The organism is Clostridium sp. DSM 17811 (genome assembly GCF_018861905.1).
GTDB classification, from domain to species: domain Bacteria; phylum Bacillota; class Clostridia; order Clostridiales; family Clostridiaceae; genus Clostridium_AD; species Clostridium_AD frigoriphilum.
In genome coordinates, this window is the sequence record NZ_JAHLDU010000006.1 from 97,076 (window position 1) to 114,633 (window position 17,558).

The following is a 17,558-nucleotide window of genomic DNA, read 5'->3' on the forward strand; positions in this document are numbered from 1 at the left end:
GACCATATCTTAGTCTATTTTAAGAATTATCTGTTATATTTTTAATGTTTCATAGATATTCTTTTATATTATTTAAGAACTGCTTGTGTTATCTTAATAAGTTGCTCTTTACTTAGTGCTTCAAGATATCTTTGACGTTCCAAAAATGTGCACTCTTCTAGAAGTTTTCTTTCTCTGCGAGTTTCTATGTAAATACCTGAAACCATAAGATCTTTACTATTCGAATCCATATAATGTCTTCTCCATATATTATAATATTTAATTGAGGTACTCTCACTATAGCCCTTATTTATTAATTTCATAATACCTGTTTTTCTATCTTGTTTTTCAAAACATTCACAAAGTTTATATATTTTCTGAAGCATTATCATCTTTATTTTCCTTCCTTCTTAAGCATCCAGGAAACATACAAATAAAAGTTTCTCGTTTATTTTATCCATACATGCACGATTTCTATTCACCTTATATTATACCATAATTTAGCTTAAATAACCGTTATTTATATACGAGAGACTAATTTGTTTGTTTTAAAAATTCTATTTAAAGCTTTCTATGGCCTTTTGGGCCCACTTAGAATCTTTATATATAGCCCTAGCTACACCAATAAGATCAGCCTTCCTCGAAGACAAAAGACTTTCTGCAGCTTCTACCTTTGTAATTCCACCAGTAAGTAGAACTGGAATAGCTACAACTTCCTTTATAGATTGCGATAACGGTGAAAAATACCCTTGACTAGTATTACCTGGAATAATAAATCTACAAAAGCCTCCAGAAATATCAAGAATATCTACACCTGCCTTTTCAAAAGCTACCGCAGCGATTTTGCTATCTTCAATTGTAATACCGCCCTCCATATTATCACTAGCACCGAGTCTTAGAAGAATTGGGAAATCATCCCCAACAACATCACGTACTGCTTTAATAATATCTAAATGAATTTTAATTCTACCTAGTAAATCTCCACCATATTCGTCATTTCTCTTGTTAGTTAAAGGAGAGAAAAATTGGTTTAGAAGATATCCATGTGCAGAATGAATCTCTACACCATCAAATCCAGATTCCTTAACACGCCTTGCAGCATTTTTAAATTCTAAGATTATATTTTTAATTTCCTTTATTGAAAGCTCATCTGGTACAATACTTGAATTCGGATTTATAATAGCTGATGGGCCTACTGGATTAAGCCCTGTAATTTCTTTATTTGTTGAACTTCCAGCATGATTAATTTGCATTACTGTTTTAGATCCATTTCTATGAATAATGTTAGATAATTCCTTTAGACTTTCAATTGTACTATCCTCTGCAATAGAAAGTTGTCTTTCGCTAGCCTTTCCTGCGAGTGTTATAAAACTATGTTCAATAATAATAAGAGAGATATATCCACCTCTAGATTTTTCATCATAATAATCTAATATATCTTTACTTACCTTTCCATTCTGATCTGATTTCGACGTAGCCATTGGTGGCATAACCAATCTATTGTTTAATGTTAACTTACAATTTTCTAAAGACTTAAGCAAATATGACATTTAATAACCTCCATATAGTTTATTATTTTTGTATTTTTTATTAATCTATATCATTTTACTATAATCCTTATCAATCTTAAATTCTATGCGATTTTATAAAGTTACTAATTTATTCACATATTTATAAATTATTATGGTCATACTCCAAAACATATAATCCCTATAGTTACTTAAACTTAAGTAACTATAGGGATTTAGTTTTAATTTATATTTTATTTATCATTTTTTCCTTCTGATAAAAGCCATTAAACTTAACTAAACATATGAGGAAGCATTAATGACAATCCTGGAACAAAAGTTAATACTAATAGTACAGCAATCATTACACCATAGAATGGAAATAATGCTTTTGTAACTTTTTCTATAGATATATTTCCTATAGAACAACCTACGAATAATGTTGAACCAACTGGTGGTGTAAGTAACCCTATACCAAGATTTAACATTAAAACAATTCCAAACTGAATAGGATCCATACCAAACTTCACTACTACTGGTAATAATATTGGTGTAGCAATAAGAATTAATGGAGCCATATCCATTATCATACCTAGTCCAAGTAATATGAGATTTATAAGTAAAAATATTACTACCCTGTTGTCTGATACTGCTATTAATGCATTTGTTACAAGTTCTGGTAATTGAACCATTGCAATCATCCAACCAAAAGCTGCTGATGCTGCTATAAGTCCCATAACCATTGATATAGTTTTTAATGATTTTCTAAGTATGGATCCCATTCTAGATAATGGGACATCTTTATATACAAAGAATGTAATAATAAAGGCATAAACTGTTGCAAGAGCTGCTGATTCTGTAGCAGTACAAATACCCGTCATAATACCACCCATAATAATTACTGCTGTGAACAGTCCAAGAATACCATCCTTTAACATATAAAGTTTTTGCTTAAAAGGTATTTTTTCACTTACTGGATATTTTCTTTTCAAAGCCATAAAATAACTAAATACCATTACTGATAATCCAAGGAAAATCCCTGGCACAATACCAGCTAAGAATAGACTGCTTATTGATACTCCTCCAGCTGCTAGTGAAAAAAGAATTAGATTATGACTAGGAGGCACAAGTACTCCTTGCGTTGCTGATGCTACTGTTACACAAACTGCAAAGTCTTTATCATAACCTTCTTTTTCCATCATAGGAATCATAATAGATCCAATCGATGTTGTATCTGCTACTGATGAACCAGAAAGCCCTCCAAAGAATAAACAAGCAAGAACATCTACCATTGCTAGTCCACCTCTTATTCTTCCGACTATTACTCTTGAAAAATTAACAAGCCGAGTCGATATACCTCCTTGCCCCATAATCTCTCCTGCAAGTATAAAGAAAGGAATAGTAATTAATGAGAAGGAGCTAATTCCTTTTGCTATTTGCTGCACAATCGACATTAATGGAATTTGCAAAAATATAGCCGTTGTAACCGCTGACAATCCTAATGAGAAAGTGATTGGTACTTTTACTAGAAGTAATCCAAAGAATACTCCAAGTAAAATAATAATCGCTATTGTATTAGTATCCATAATCTACCTCCAAATCTAATTTTGTTTATCTGTTATTAAATTTAAAATTCTTATTATTGTATAAAAAACTATCATAATTCCTGCAACAGGTAACACTGCATATAAAACACCTGAAGGAAGTTGTGTTGCTGGAAGTGTAGAACCCATCGTACTCATAGTTAAGTCCTTACCATAAATAAATAGAATTATTCCAAAAATCATTACTGCTAATTCATCAAAATAAAATATTACCTTCTGTGCTATTTTAGGAAATAAGTTAACTAAAGCACTAATGCTCAAATGTGTGCCTTCCTTCACTCCAATTGCAGTCGTAATAAATCCTAACCATATCATTAATATTACAGCCGTTTCCTCGGACCAACGAGGGGTAAATCCAAGTATATATCTTGTAAATACTTGATAGAAAACTATACAAACTAAAATTACTAATGTTGCCATACATATATATTCTATAGCCTTGTCTATTTTATTTAATATCTTTTTAAATATACTCAATTCTATTTCACTCCTTTATTTTTATAAAGTGAAGGAACCTGCTTTATCTATATAAAATATTTCATAAAGCAGATTCCTATTATTAAATCTTAATTATTTTGTTGCAAGTATTGCATCAATTGTTTCTTTCCATTCTGGATGTGCAGCATACATAGGTTTAACTGCTTTTTGGAATAATACCTGTTCATCAGAAGTTAGTTTAGTAATTGTAACTCCACCCTTTTTAACTATTGTAGCTTGAGCTGCATCAGACTGTTTAAGCCATTCAACTCGTTCTACATTTGCACCAACTATAGCTGCTGCTTTTACTATTTTTTGATCATCTGCTGATATTTTGTCCCATGATATTTTACTAAATGCTATCATTTCTGGAACTCTTGTATGTTCATCAATAGTGATATGTTTTGCTACTTGATAATGATTAGATGATAAATAACTTGGCCAATTGTTTTCTGCTCCATCAACTACACCAGTTTGTAATGCACTATATACATCACCATAAGCCATTGGAGTAGAAGATGCGCCTAATGCCTTAACCATATCCATCATAGGTTTACTTTCTTGTACTCTAATCTTTAAACCTTTTAAGTCAGCTGGAGTTTTTATATCTTTCTTTGTGTTATAAAAATTTCTTGCTCCAGAATCTACCCAACTAAGTCCTACAATTTTGCTATCTGCTGATAAACTAGCAAACATTTTCTCTCCTACTGGTCCTTCTAAAACTCTAAACATTTGATCTTTATCCTTATAAAGATAAGGAAGAATTAAAGCGCCTATTTGTTTATTAAACTCAGCTAGTGGTGCAGCTCCTATACGTATCGCATCAATACCACCGAATTGAAGTTGTTCTATAGTACTTTTTTCATCTCCAAGTTGTGAACCTAAAAATACTTTTATTTTTATTCTGCCATTTGTTTTAGCTTCTACTTCTTTAGCAAATGCTTGATCTCCTATTATTGTTGGATATCCTGCAGGTTGATTATCTGATAATCTTAAAGTAACTGATTTAGTTGCTGTTTTGCCAGCATCCTTTGTAGCAGTTGGTGTTTTAGTTCCACAACCAGCTAGTACACCTACAGTTAGTACAAGACATGAAAATATTGCGATAAATTTCTTTTTATTCATTATTTTTGCCCCCCTAAGAATCTTTCTTGTTTATATTTCTATAATACTATTTAATGAAAACCTTTACTAGAAGAATAACTTGCGATTGTATGTAATCGATTGTCATATTAAAAAAATTCCCTCATCATCATGTTAAAATACATGACGATGAGGGAATATATTATATTCTACTTATTTTAGAAAATCTTCTCTACGAGGTGTAAAAACATCTAATATAGTTGCATCCTCTAATGCTAAAACACCATGTAAAGCATTTGGCTTAATATAATAAGTATCACCAGTTTTTACTATTTCCTTTTTACCATCGATGTTTAACTCAAAGCTTCCTTTTAAAATATAACTAATTTGTTCATGTACGTGTGAATGAATTTCTCCAATTGAACCTTTTGTAAAATTCACCTCAACCATCATTATATTGCTTACTTGTGCTAGTATCTTGCGAGATACACCCTTACCTAAATCCTCAAGTTTAACATCATCATTTCTTACTATCATATTCAATTCCTCCTTATTATTATTTTGGGAATATAACGATTGTTAATCGTTACCATTATCTATTTAAATTATTGTACTTACTTGTGATTATCTTAACTTATTTATTTAAGTTATGCAATTTAATATTTGAGATTTTTAACTTTAAATTTACAAATGTATACTTTTATATTTTCTATGTTATAAATTGCAGTACTCCTTAGGCGATATATTAGTATATTTCTTAAACGCTTTACTAAAATAATTTTGATCTAAATATCCAACCTCAAATGAAATTTGTTTTACTGATTTTTTTCCTTCTATTAGCATACTCTTTGCCTTTTCCATTCTAATTTTAATTATATATTCCTTAATATTTGTGCCTTCCACCTTAGAAAAGATTCTACTTAAATAAAAGCTACTCATAGATATATAGTGAGCTAAATTATCTAAACTAACATCATTCATATAATTGTTTTCTATATATTCTTTAACTTTTTCAACCACGTCAATATTTTTACTTCTTTTGTAGCTCGATATGTAAGTTATAAGATCCTTTAGTACTAGACTTACACAATTCTTTAATTCTGAAATTTTTTTCAAGTTAATAAGTTCTTCAAGGACTTTATCCTTACTAAAATCTTTGAAGTCTTTTCCCGTGAATTTATTTATATCCTCAATAACACTATCTATAATATGTAAAAGCATTTTTTTTAAAACCACAAGATTAGAGCTACCATCTATGCTCAATAAATCGCTTAAAATGGTGTCCAATTCAGTTATTACTCCATTTAAATCTTCCTTTATTACTTTTCCACTTAGAATATTATTAACTTCATTTACATTGCCTACTGTGCTAATATTGGTTTGCAATTCACTACCAAGTCGTGTATCTAACCCTACATTTTCAGAACATCTCTTAGCTTCTTTATAAGCGAGATATAATTGATTAAGGCCATCATTAACAGCAGAAGTACCTATAGATACCGTTATATCATAGTTTAATTTAAACTCCACACGCAAATCATTTAACAAATTTTTAAATTCTCTACTTAGGACTTTACTCCCAACAGATTCATCAAAAACAAATAATATAATATCATTTAAACATAACCCCCCTACAATACTTGGAAATAATATGTTTAATCTATTTTTTATTACAACAATGATACTCTCATCAAACAATTTTTTTTCATTTAAATTAAATATTAAACAACAAAACCTTGCACTATCAATTTCAAAAATATTCCTATATTCATTAAATTGATCCTCAGTTAATGTCACCCCATAAGCTATATTTTCAATCATTTGCTTTTCAACATAAGGAGAAATTTTCTCATAAGTTTCCTTTAATTGATTGTTTTTATTTTCCATTAAATTTTTAGTGTTAATTTTACTAATTACCTTGTTTAGCGAGTTTACAAATTCATCATTAGAAAAAGGCTTTAATAAGTAATCGCTTACTCCAATATGTATTGCCTTCTTCGCATAATCAAAATAATTAAAAGCGGTAAGTATTATAAATTCAGTTTGCGAATAATTCTCTTTAATAATGCTACAGGCTTCGAGCCCCTCCATTATTGGCATATGAATATCCATTAATATAATATGAGGTTTTAGTAAAAGTGCAATATCCACCGCATCTCTCCCATTATTTGCCTCACCAACAACCTCAATACTTTGTGAAAAATATTTTTTTAGCAGAAATCGAAGAGCCTTTCTTTCTAAAGCCTCATCTTCAGCAATTAAAAGTTTTATCAATATCTTCACCCCCATCAATAGGAATAGAAATCATTACCCTTGTCCCTTCTCCTCTTTCACTTTCTATCTTAAATAAATCACTCCTATTAAAATAGAGTTCTAACCTTTTTTTTACATTAAAAACTCCGAGTCCAGTTGATTTATTTTTTATATCACTTAGTATTATATCAATTTTTTCATTATCCATCCCAACACCATTATCCTTAATACTTATAGAAATAAAATTATTTTTATCTTTTACTACCGTAATATATATTATTCCGCCCTTATCTTTTTCTCTTAATCCATGGATTATTGCATTTTCAACAATAGGTTGTATAAGCATCGGTGGTACTTTAACAGTATCCAAAGTCTCATCGATATTAAATATAAAACTCATTTGATCTTGAAACCTAGTTTCTTGTATAATAACATAGGCTTTAACCATACGAATTTCTTCCTTTAATTCTACCATCTTATCCTTACAATCCAAATTGTATCTCAATATTTTTGAAGTAGCTTCTATTAGTTTAACAGTTTGATCTGCATCCTCAAACATTGCTACTCTACCAATAGTATTTAAAGTGTTGAATAAAAAATGTGGATCCATCTGTGATTGCAATGCTGACAATTGTGTTTCTTTAATTAATTTGTCCTTCTGCGTATTTTTAAGTTTCTCCGCATGGTAACTATTTTCAATTTCAGCTTTTTCATTTAACTCCTTAATAAATTCGCGAATACTGTATTTCATCTTATCAAAAGCCCTAGCGAGACTATTTAGCTCTTCATATTTTTGATCTTTAAGATCTGGTATCCCCCATTTTGCCTCCGTTAAAAGTTCCGCATAGGACCTAAGTTTACCTATCGTATTGTTCAAATCTCGGCTTACCATCATAGTGAAAGCAAAACTAACTAATATAATAAATATTAATGCAGTATAAATTCCCCTCTCTGTATTATTGTACTTTTGCACGGAAGTAGAATACTCATTATTACTATAATGCATATATGACACTAGTAATGACTCAGAATGTTTAGTTATATAAGTAAACAAAGTCTTTATTTCAGTTAATTTATCATAACTTCTTGGATCCAACCTTTCTAAATTTATAACCTTACTCATTAAATGATAAGACTCAGTCTTATAAATATCATACATATTATTTAAATTTCTTAAATAAATGCTGCTGTTTTCATCTTTTTCAATGTAGGGTTGAATTTCAATCAATAAATTCTTTATTTTATTATTCGAGTCAGTATATTTTCGAATATTGCTATCATCCTTTGTTTTTATAAACATATCAAAATAACCCCAACTATTACTAAATTCTAGTGAAAGTGTGCTTAATTTAATATTTATATTTGTATAATCATCGTAATTCTTAGAAGTTATTTTTTTTTCATACAAAGAAAAAACAAAACCAATACTCATTAGTAATATAATAAGTATAAAATTATTAAAAACTTTTCCTCCTATTGACCTTTCACTAGTTACCTTATTTAATTTCATTTTAAGCTCCTTTAAAACAACTAATAATTTTTATGTATAAGGTATAAAATGTAACATCATCATGCTTTATTATACTATCTAATTCTTATACAGTCTAATAATTCTCATAATAAAAAAAGCGATACATATGAATTTAAATTCAATGTATCACTTTTAATATTTATTGTTAAATTATTTTATATCTTTAGTTAAAACTGCATCCATATCTGTAAATTCCTGATTTTCTCCAACCATACCCCAAATGAAAGTATAATTTTTTGTTCCAACACCTGAGTGTATAGACCAGCTTGGAGATATAACGGCTTGTTCATTTTTCATAACAATATGTCTAGTCTCTTGTGGAGTTCCCATGAGATGGAACACAACATTATCTGCATCCATATCGAAATATAAATATACTTCCATACGTCTATCATGAGTATGACAAGGCATCGTATTCCATACACTACCTGGATTAAGTATTGTCATTCCCATAACTAATTGACAGCTTTTGCAAACTGCTGGATGAACATATTGATTTATTACTCTTTTATTACATTCTTCATCACTGCCAGCTTGGACCTTATTAGCCTTTTCTAAACTAATTTCTACTGTAGGATAGTTTTTATGTGCTGTGGCACTATTCATATAAAATTTAGCTGGATTTTTAGCGTCGACACTTGTAAAACTAATTTCTTTAATTCCTAGACCAACATAAAGTCCGTCTCTAGCTCCTAGTTCATGTTTTTCACCATCTAAAGTAACTGTTCCAGCTCCACCGATATTAATTACTCCAAGTTCACGTCTTTGAAGAAAATAATCACAACCTAAAGCTTTACTTCCTTCTAAAACAAGAGCCTTATTTGTTGGCACTATACCCGCTACTATTATTCTATCTATATGGCTATAAACCATCTTTATTTCACCCGGCACAAATAAATCCTCGATTAAAAAATGTTTCCTTAATTGTGTAGTATCATAACTTTTTGCATCTTCATCATGACTTGCATATCTAATTTCCATTACAATTCCTCCTAATATTAATTTTATATTTTTATTACTTAGACTACCAATTTAATTATTTCTAGTTTATTCATTACACGATTTTCTTATAACAAGCTCAGGTTGTAATATAATTGTTTGTTTTAGAGTCTTATGATTATTAATTTCTTCGATTAAAATTTTTGCTGCGATTTGGCCAAGTTCAAACTTTTTTTGATGAACTGTTGTTAGCGGAACCGTTAACATTGACGCTTGTTCAATATCGTCATACCCTGCGATACCAATATCTTTTGGTATTAGAATATTATTCATGTGAGCATACTTCATAACTCCCATTGCTACAGAATCATTTATAGTAAAAATAGCATCCACCTTTTTATTTATAAGGATTTGCGCTAGTCTAAACCCATCTTCAAAATTTGCACTACTGTTTAATAAAATATCATTATTAACTTCTATATTATTCTCAGTTAATATATCTTTATAGCCTTTTAATCTCTCGTTACTTGCAGTAGATGATTCATCACCAAGTATTACTCCAATCTTTCTATACCCTTGACTTAACATATGAGAAACTATTTTTCTAGCACCAACATAATTATCATTACCCACATAACTTACTTCTAAATCCCTTACATAATTATCTGCCATTACTAAAGGAACATTTGCTATAATTTTTTTATAATCACTTGCTTTGGGCTTTACAGGAATAAGTATTATCCCATCAACTCTTTTCTGTGCTAAAAAATCAATATACCTATTTTCATTGTCTTTATTCCTATCACTATTGCAGAGCACAAGTCCATAACCTATTTTTTCTAAATATGAACTAACCCCTTTACTCACATATGCATAATATTGATTAGTTATATCTGGTATTAAAAGTCCAATCATATTAGTCTTATTTAGAATAAGACTTCTAGCCGTTGAATTAGGTATGTATCCCTTTTCTTCACAAGTCTTTAGTATAAGCTCCCTTGTTTTTTTAGATATCTCTTTGCTATTATTTAATGCCCTGGATACGGTAGTTGCAGAAACATTACATTCTATTGCTATATCCTTTATGCCTACCATATTTTCCTCCTAACCATTAAATCATCTCCTGTGTCGCTGAAATGTCGTTAAATTATCATTTACCGTTAACGTTAACGGCTTATTAACACTATACCATTAGTTAATATGTATTACAACATTTAAGCTCAAAAAAAACAGACCCCAATAGGCCTGTCCTTTCTAAATAAAGTTTTCTATTTATATACTGTAATCTATAAATTTTCTTTGATTTTGTTTATTAATAAATTATATTCTTCATCTTTAAGAAGCACTTTGTCACTCGGTGACATTTCAAATGTTCCTCCAAAAGAAGGTCCACCTTTATATTTAGGAACTATATGGAAATGAAGATGCGTCATGGTATCAGCATAAGCACCATAGTTAATTTTATCAGGTGAAAATGCTTTGTTTAAAGCTCCGGCCACTCTTGACACATCACCCATGAATTTTGAGCGTTCCTCGTCAGTTAGATTGAAGATTTCACTTTTATGACCATTATATGCTACAACACATCTCCCCTTATAAGTCTGTTCTTTAAATAAATATAATGTTGAAGCCTCAAGCTTACATACCTCAATCATTAAATTTGTAAGTCTCGCATCCTTAACACAATAAAAACAATCATTATCAAAGTTCATATTAAATCTCCCCTTTTTTTTAACATCTTAATATAATTGTAACATTAAATTCATACTTTGTAATAGTTTTCATCCATTTATTTCTATGAGTTTCTTTTCCTAAGGTCACTTGCTATTTCAAGATATTTTTTATCTGTTAAATTATATAATGTACTGATTACAAGTATTGCAATTCCAAGAGCAAAAGCTGGATACAATAGAAGTAATCCCTTTATACCAAATAATGCACCTGCTGTTTGTGCTACCTTTGGTATATATCCTGTTAATGATAAACCAATTCCAGCGGCAAATCCAGCTACTGACTGAGCTATTTTTCTTGAAAAATTAAATACGGAATAAGTTATAGCTCCTCTTTTTTCTCCAGTTTTCCATTCACCATAATCAATAGCATCAGAAACTAATGCCCAAGTCATTCCATTAGGAATACTTAGTCCGAAATATGCAATACTTTGAAGTATTATAAATGTAACTAAATGTAGTGGAATCATAAAGTTTATTAAATCAGCAATAATACTTATTGCGAACCCGATTATAACTGTATTTTTCTTGCCAAATCTCTTTGATAATATGGGCATAGCCACAACCCCTAGCAATGAACAACCTATAGCAACAAATCCTACATAAGCCATTAATCCCTTGTTACCAAGATTATACTGGCAAAAATATAATAACATTGCTGATCTAAGGTTAAAGGCTGAAATTGAGAATATTGTCATTAAAATTAGTACAAGTAGTGGTCTGTTTGTAAATATTGTTTTTACTATATCTTTAAAATCTATTTTTTGAGTTTCTACTTTAGCTACTGGTATATTTTCTCTACAGTTTCTAAATGTTACATAAAATGCACCTATACCAAACAGTGCCATAATACCAATGGCAACTGGCCATCCTAAGTTTGGATTATTAAATTTTGCAACAAGAGGTACTACGACTACCGTTGATATTAACAAAGCCATAGTACTACCTAATTGCCTAAAAGATGCAAGTGATGTTCTTTCTTGAGGATCTTGGGTCATAGTAGCCGCAAGTGTTCCATAAGGAATATTTGTAAATGAGTATGCAACACCCCAAGCCATATATGATCCATATGCGTATATTATTTTACCTTCAAGTGAAAAATTAGGTGCTAAAAACACAAATACGGATATAATTGCAAGGATTATACTGGCTAAAAGCATGATCTGTCTATACTTTCCTGCACCAGGTTTTCCTTTTCTTGAATCAATAAAAGTTCCAGCTAATGGATCAACTATTGCATCAAATAATTTTGTAAATAAAAAGACGCCTCCTGCAACAGCTGCTGGAATTCCTGCAATATCTGTAAAAAACTTAAGTAGATACAATTGACCCATGTCAAACATAAATCCATTTCCCATATCACCAAATCCATATGAAATTTTTTCTTTTAAAGTTAATTTTTTCATTTTATGCTCCTTCTGTTAATTAAAATTATATTCTTCGAAAAGTTCATTTCAATTATTATTTCTTTAGTTATGATTTATATTCACAAAATAAAACAATAAATGCTATTCTTAAATTACTTTTGCACACGTTAACATCTTTTTACATAAGTCCATACATAAACCATTTTTTTATATTTATTACAATATTAGTAGCAGTGATGTATAGACTTAATCAATTACAATAAGTTCTATATTTTACCTCCATTCCCAAGATTAAATGTACTTTGTGTTAACGTTAACAATTACCTATTTTTAATTATAACCTTATTTTTTTTAAAAATCAATAAAAATTGTTATCGTTAACATAATTATTTTTAAATTGTAGTTTTTTTAACAATCAAACCTAATATTCTAGATTTCATTTAATAAATATTACAAATATCATAGTGCCTCCTATTGATATTTGCAATATTTAACTAAAATCTACACTAAAATCTTTACAACTACCTTTTTAACATGATTTCTATTTCCAGCATTAATAGTTGGCATATGGACATCTTCTGGTGCAAATATAGCAAATGTACCTTCATTCACCAATAACATATCTCCTTCACCTTTAAGGAAAATAACATCTTTTTCTTCATTATATTCGCTACTTACTTCCATTTCATTAATATAAGCATATCCTATTTTTTCTTTTCCTGAAACTACAAATTGTATGTCAATATGTTTTTTGTGTGCTTCCCATTTGCCCTTCTCAATGTCTTTTGTTTCATATTCAGAAACTACTGCAATAATATTTTTTCCATCAATTTCATATTTACCTATCTCAAGATTTGCTAAATCTGTATCTTTAAGATATTTTAATCCCTTTTCAATTCTTTGTGATATACCATAATATTGCTCTGCATTACTTAATTTATTAATTATCATTTATTACTCCTCCAAATTTATTTTTTTAAAATTACTTATATCCATTAACATTAATAACAAAAAACTAATCCCGTTATTATCGTCATAATATCAGGCGACAATAACGGCAATTATGGAGACTTATAATGTAACTCCACTCTTAAAAATAGCAAGTTCTCTAAAATTATTCTTTTCATTATTTACAAGTTCTCCACTAGCTACTTTAATTATATATACTATAAATTCTTCATTCAAATCATCTAAAGTCTTATCTTGAGTTAGACTTCCAGCATTAAAATCAATCCAGTGAGGTTTTAATTCAAATATTTGAGTGTTTGTTGAAATCTTCATTGTAGGTACAAAACTTCCAAAGGGAGTTCCTCTACCTGTTGTGAAAAGAACCATTTGACAACCAGCTGATGCTAGTGCAGAAGCAGCCACTAAATCATTACCAGGAGCACTTAATAAGTTAAGTCCTTTTTCTTTTAATGTTTCTCCATATTTAAGCACATCTACCACAGTAGCAGTACCTGCTTTTTGTGTACAACCTAAAGACTTATCTTCAAGGGTAGTTATTCCCCCCGCTTTATTTCCTGGTGAAGGATTTTCATATACCGGTTGATCATACTTCATAAAATATTCTTTAAAATCATTAATTAAATGAACAGTTTTATTAAATACCTCTTCATTTTTCGCTCTAGCCATTAGAAGGGTTTCTGCTCCAAACATTTCAGGCACTTCTGTAAGAACTGTAGTTCCACCTTGAGCTACAAGGAAATCCGAAAATCTTCCTACAAGAGGGTTACCAGTTATACCTGAAAATCCATCAGAACCTCCACATTTCAAACCTATTTTAAGTTCAGATAAACTACAGACTTCGCGCTTATCTGTCATCATATTTTTATAAAGTTCTACAAGCAGATTAGCTCCTTCTTGTATTTCATCAGAAACTTCTTGAGAAATCAGAAACTTTACTCTTTTTTCATTAAACTTACCCAAAGATTTTTTAAAATCTACCATAGTATTATTTTCGCATCCAAGTCCTAATACTAAAACTCCACCATTATTGGGGTGCTTAACTGCATCACCAAGTATTGTCCTTGTACTTATATGATCCTCACCAAGTTGTGAGCAACCATAATTATGTTTTAATACTAAAACGTTATCTATAGATAAATTACCTACCATTTCTTTAAACCTATCGATAATTCTATCAGCTATACCATTTACACAACCAACAGTCGGAACTATCCAAAGCTCATTTCTAATGCCTACATTCCCATTTTCTCTTTTATAACCATTAAAAGTCAAATTTCTATTTTTATAACTATTTTCTATAAGCTTTTGGTTAAAGGTATATTCCTTTATTCCATCTAGGTTTGTTTTTATATTATGAGTATGAACCCATTCTCCCTTAAACACATCAACAATTGAATGCCCTATAGGAAATCCATATTTTATAATATTTCCACCCAAACTAATATCCTGGGTAGCTATCTTATGTCCTCTTTTAACATCTTCTTTTAACGTTACTTCTTTATTGCCTATGGATATAACTTCACCCTTTGATAAATCTTTTAGCACAACTACTATATTATCATTTTCATTTATCTGTATTACATTTTTCATAAGCATTTCCTCACTTTCATAAGATATCATCTTCGTAGCTGTAATATTAACGACTTTAGATGGAGATAGTATTTATCCCCCACTAATTAAAGTAGGGGACTTTATTTTCTAAATGTTATTAAAGAACTTCCTTAATAGCTTCTTTAATTCCAATTTTTTCAATGTTTAATAAATTATGTGTTACTGCTTCTGTTAAGCCTTTAACTTCATTTAAGTCCATTTTCCAAACTTTCTTGTATGCAAGTATTGTAGTTACAAGCTTTCTTAACGCTACTTCACTTCCATCACATTTATCCCACTGAGTTTTATAAAGTTCTAAAACATCAACATCATCAGATAATTTGATTATTTCTTCTCCTCTTTTGCCTTTATAAAATTCCATAAGTGCAGCTAAAGAAAATACTAATCTTTTTGGTAATTCATTCTTTACTTTTACAAATTGTAATAATGAAGGTAAATCTCTTGTTTCATATTTAGACATTGAATTTAAAGAGATACTCATTAAATAATGTTTAACAAAAGGGTTCATAAATCTTTCAAGAACAACCTTTGCATAATATGATAACTCTTCTTTAGGAAGATCTAATGTTGGAATTATTTCTTCATAAATTGTATCGCGAATAAATTTACCAATTACTTCATGGTCAACAGATTCTGCAACAGTATTTAAACCGTAAAGATATGATACTGGTACAAGTGATGTATGTGATCCATTGAGTATTCTTACTTTTCTTGTTCTATATGGAGCCATTGCTTCAACGAACATAACATTAAGGCCTGCTTTACTTGCTGGAAATTCATTTTCAATCCATTTTGGTCCTTCTATAATGAAAAGGTGAAAATGCTCTCCAACAACAACTAAATTATCCACGTATCCAAGTTCCTCTGTTATCTCTTTTATAGTATCTCTTGGGTAACCTGGAACTATTCTATCAACAAGTGTTGAACAAAAAGTGTTAGCTTCATTTATCCAAAGAGCAAACTCTCCTTCTAAATTCCAAAGTTTAGCATACTTAAGAATTATTTCTTTAAGTTTATCACCATTTCTGTCAATTAGTTCACAAGGAATCATTATTAATCCCTTATCCTTTTGTCCATTAAAAAATTTAAATCTATTATATAAAAGTGCTGTTAATTTTCCTGGGAAACTTTTTTGAGGAATGTCTTCTAGCTTATCATTTTCATCATATGCAATTCCTGCTTCTGTTGTATTTGAGAATACAAATCTTAAATCTTTGTTTTCAGCAATCTTCATATATTCTGCATGCTGTGTATAAGGATTTACACCACGGCTTATGCTATTAATTACTGAATGCTCTGCAATCGCTTTACCGTCGTTCATGCCTTGTAAGTATAAAGTATATAGACCATCTTGATCGTTTAATTTATCTACTAAACCATTTTCAATAGGTTGAACTACTACTACACTACCATTAAATCCTGCTTCTTTATTCATTTTATCAATTTGCCAATCAACAAAAGCTCTTAAAAAATTTCCTTCTCCAAATTGAAGCACTCTTTCAGGATACTGTTTATATTCCTTATATGACTCTTTATTTAAATTCATTTTTATTCCTCCCTATCTTTCGATTGTTTTAGTCTTCCCAATAAATGCCATCAGTTGTTCATTATTTGGATAACCTTCCATGTCTCCCTTTACGAGGACCGCCATGGCTCCAACTCCATTTGCATATTCTGCGCATCCTCTTAAATCTAATTTGTTTAACATCCCTGAAAGAAAACCTGCTGCAAACCCATCCCCAGCACCAACAGTATCCTGTGGATTTTCACATATATATGAATTTACATATAGTTGATTTACTGAATCGGTTACATAACAGCCTTCTTTTCCAAGTTTTACAGCTACAATATTACATCCCATATTCATAAAACCTTGTGCAATATCTTCAGGTTTTGTAAGACCAAGAAGCATTTCCCCTTCATCAATGCCAGGGAAGATTATATCTGACTGTTTTGCAATTTCAAGTAAAACTGGGACTGCCTCTTCCTGGTTCCATAATTTAAGTCTAATATTAGGGTCAAAAGACACCATAACATTATTACTTTTTGCAATTTCTATAGCCTTAAATAAAGTTTTTTTGCAACTCTCTGAAAGTGCAGGTGTTATACCCGTAATGTGAAGTATTTTTGTGTTTTTAATATATGCTGCATCTAATTCCTCTGGCCTCAATGTACTTGCCGCCGACCCTTTTCTATAATAATATACATTAGGATTAGAATGCATAAATCTTTCCTTAAATAATATGCCTGTGCTTTTACCAGGCTCAAAAATTACTCTGGATACATCTACGCCTTCTCCTCTTATTGTAGTTTGAATGTACCTTCCGAATTCGTCGTCTCCAAGTTTTGAAAACCAACCAACCTGATGTCCAAGTTTTGCAAGTGCTATTGCAACATTTGACTCAGCACCTGCTATAGATTTATTAAAATTCTGAACATATCTTAATGGCCCCGAAGAATCTGGACCAAATAAGACCATAGACTCTCCAAAAGTAACTACATCCATA

At 30.2% G+C, this 17,558-nt stretch carries 16 protein-coding genes; all 16 read right to left on the bottom strand.

Features of this window, described 5'->3' with window-relative positions; translation table 11 throughout:
• Positions 1–68 precede the first annotated feature (68 nt).
• Positions 69–371, bottom strand: a complete 303-nt coding sequence (locus tag KPL44_RS09780; RefSeq protein WP_071612078.1) for a hypothetical protein — start codon at positions 369–371, stop codon at positions 69–71.
• A 165-nt stretch (positions 372–536) separates the two neighbouring features.
• Positions 537–1,529 carry an NADH:flavin oxidoreductase gene (locus KPL44_RS09785; RefSeq protein WP_216249226.1) on the bottom strand — a complete coding sequence of 331 codons (993 nt, stop codon included), beginning with the start codon at positions 1,527–1,529 and terminating at the stop codon, positions 537–539.
• A 251-nt stretch (positions 1,530–1,780) separates the two neighbouring features.
• Entirely contained in the window at positions 1,781–3,073 is a 1,293-nt protein-coding gene (locus tag KPL44_RS09790) for a TRAP transporter large permease (RefSeq protein WP_216249231.1), read from the bottom strand.
• Between the two features lie 15 nt (positions 3,074–3,088).
• The gene (locus tag KPL44_RS09795; RefSeq protein WP_216249234.1) at positions 3,089–3,568 is read right to left on the bottom strand and encodes a TRAP transporter small permease; all 480 of its coding nucleotides are present in this window, start codon (positions 3,566–3,568) and stop codon (positions 3,089–3,091) included.
• Between the two features lie 93 nt (positions 3,569–3,661).
• Positions 3,662–4,693 carry a TRAP transporter substrate-binding protein gene (locus tag KPL44_RS09800; protein ID WP_216249238.1) on the bottom strand — a complete coding sequence of 344 codons (1,032 nt, stop codon included), beginning with the start codon at positions 4,691–4,693 and terminating at the stop codon, positions 3,662–3,664.
• 171 nt (positions 4,694–4,864) lie between these two features.
• Positions 4,865–5,188: a cupin domain-containing protein gene (locus KPL44_RS09805; protein ID WP_216107884.1), complete on the bottom strand. Its 324-nt coding sequence runs from the start codon at positions 5,186–5,188 to the stop codon at positions 4,865–4,867.
• A gap of 177 nt (positions 5,189–5,365) precedes the next feature.
• Positions 5,366–6,925, bottom strand: coding sequence for a response regulator (locus KPL44_RS09810; protein WP_216249239.1), 1,560 nt, complete (start codon positions 6,923–6,925; stop codon positions 5,366–5,368).
• Positions 6,903–8,414: a sensor histidine kinase gene (locus KPL44_RS09815; RefSeq protein WP_216249241.1), complete on the bottom strand. Its 1,512-nt coding sequence runs from the start codon at positions 8,412–8,414 to the stop codon at positions 6,903–6,905. Before KPL44_RS09815 ends, KPL44_RS09810 begins: the two co-directional genes overlap by 23 nt.
• A 171-nt stretch (positions 8,415–8,585) precedes the next feature.
• The gene (kduI, locus tag KPL44_RS09820) at positions 8,586–9,416 is read right to left on the bottom strand and encodes a 5-dehydro-4-deoxy-D-glucuronate isomerase (protein WP_152751299.1); all 831 of its coding nucleotides are present in this window, start codon (positions 9,414–9,416) and stop codon (positions 8,586–8,588) included.
• A gap of 66 nt (positions 9,417–9,482) precedes the next feature.
• Complete coding sequence (locus tag KPL44_RS09825) at positions 9,483–10,469, bottom strand: LacI family DNA-binding transcriptional regulator (protein ID WP_216249242.1); 987 nt, start codon at positions 10,467–10,469, stop codon at positions 9,483–9,485.
• A gap of 191 nt (positions 10,470–10,660) precedes the next feature.
• On the bottom strand, positions 10,661–11,086 hold the full coding sequence (locus KPL44_RS09830; RefSeq protein WP_216249244.1) for an HIT family protein: 426 nt from the start codon (positions 11,084–11,086) through the stop codon (positions 10,661–10,663).
• An 83-nt stretch (positions 11,087–11,169) separates the two neighbouring features.
• Positions 11,170–12,510 (bottom strand): glycoside-pentoside-hexuronide (GPH):cation symporter, encoded by a 1,341-nt coding sequence (locus KPL44_RS09835; RefSeq protein WP_216171304.1) that lies wholly within the window; start codon positions 12,508–12,510, stop codon positions 11,170–11,172.
• 462 nt (positions 12,511–12,972) lie between these two features.
• The gene (locus tag KPL44_RS09840; protein ID WP_216249246.1) at positions 12,973–13,422 is read right to left on the bottom strand and encodes a YhcH/YjgK/YiaL family protein; all 450 of its coding nucleotides are present in this window, start codon (positions 13,420–13,422) and stop codon (positions 12,973–12,975) included.
• A 120-nt stretch (positions 13,423–13,542) separates the two neighbouring features.
• Entirely contained in the window at positions 13,543–15,030 is a 1,488-nt protein-coding gene (locus KPL44_RS09845) for a UxaA family hydrolase (protein WP_216249248.1), read from the bottom strand.
• 118 nt (positions 15,031–15,148) lie between these two features.
• Entirely contained in the window at positions 15,149–16,597 is a 1,449-nt protein-coding gene (locus KPL44_RS09850; protein WP_216249249.1) for a tagaturonate reductase, read from the bottom strand.
• A gap of 12 nt (positions 16,598–16,609) precedes the next feature.
• Complete coding sequence (locus tag KPL44_RS09855; RefSeq protein WP_216249252.1) at positions 16,610–17,557, bottom strand: sugar kinase; 948 nt, start codon at positions 17,555–17,557, stop codon at positions 16,610–16,612.
• Between the last annotated feature and the right edge of the window lies 1 nt (position 17,558).

Excerpts from the sequence above, each read along its gene's own strand:
- KPL44_RS09845 (WP_216249248.1), bottom strand. The coding sequence starts at position 15,030 with ATGAAAAATGTAATACAGATAAATGAAAATGATAATATAGTAGTTGTG.
- KPL44_RS09780 (WP_071612078.1), bottom strand. The coding sequence starts at position 371 with ATGATAATGCTTCAGAAAATATATAAACTTTGTGAATGTTTTGAAAAA.
- KPL44_RS09840 (WP_216249246.1), bottom strand. The coding sequence starts at position 13,422 with ATGATAATTAATAAATTAAGTAATGCAGAGCAATATTATGGTATATCA.
- KPL44_RS09805 (WP_216107884.1), bottom strand. The coding sequence starts at position 5,188 with ATGATAGTAAGAAATGATGATGTTAAACTTGAGGATTTAGGTAAGGGT.
- KPL44_RS09825 (WP_216249242.1), bottom strand. The coding sequence starts at position 10,469 with ATGGTAGGCATAAAGGATATAGCAATAGAATGTAATGTTTCTGCAACT.
- kduI (WP_152751299.1), bottom strand. The coding sequence starts at position 9,416 with ATGGAAATTAGATATGCAAGTCATGATGAAGATGCAAAAAGTTATGAT.
- KPL44_RS09785 (WP_216249226.1), bottom strand. The coding sequence starts at position 1,529 with ATGTCATATTTGCTTAAGTCTTTAGAAAATTGTAAGTTAACATTAAAC.
- KPL44_RS09815 (WP_216249241.1), bottom strand. The coding sequence starts at position 8,414 with ATGAAATTAAATAAGGTAACTAGTGAAAGGTCAATAGGAGGAAAAGTT.
- KPL44_RS09855 (WP_216249252.1), bottom strand. The coding sequence starts at position 17,557 with ATGGATGTAGTTACTTTTGGAGAGTCTATGGTCTTATTTGGTCCAGAT.
- KPL44_RS09850 (WP_216249249.1), bottom strand. The coding sequence starts at position 16,597 with ATGAATTTAAATAAAGAGTCATATAAGGAATATAAACAGTATCCTGAA.
- KPL44_RS09835 (WP_216171304.1), bottom strand. The coding sequence starts at position 12,510 with ATGAAAAAATTAACTTTAAAAGAAAAAATTTCATATGGATTTGGTGAT.
- KPL44_RS09830 (WP_216249244.1), bottom strand. The coding sequence starts at position 11,086 with ATGAACTTTGATAATGATTGTTTTTATTGTGTTAAGGATGCGAGACTT.
- KPL44_RS09800 (WP_216249238.1), bottom strand. The coding sequence starts at position 4,693 with ATGAATAAAAAGAAATTTATCGCAATATTTTCATGTCTTGTACTAACT.
- KPL44_RS09790 (WP_216249231.1), bottom strand. The coding sequence starts at position 3,073 with ATGGATACTAATACAATAGCGATTATTATTTTACTTGGAGTATTCTTT.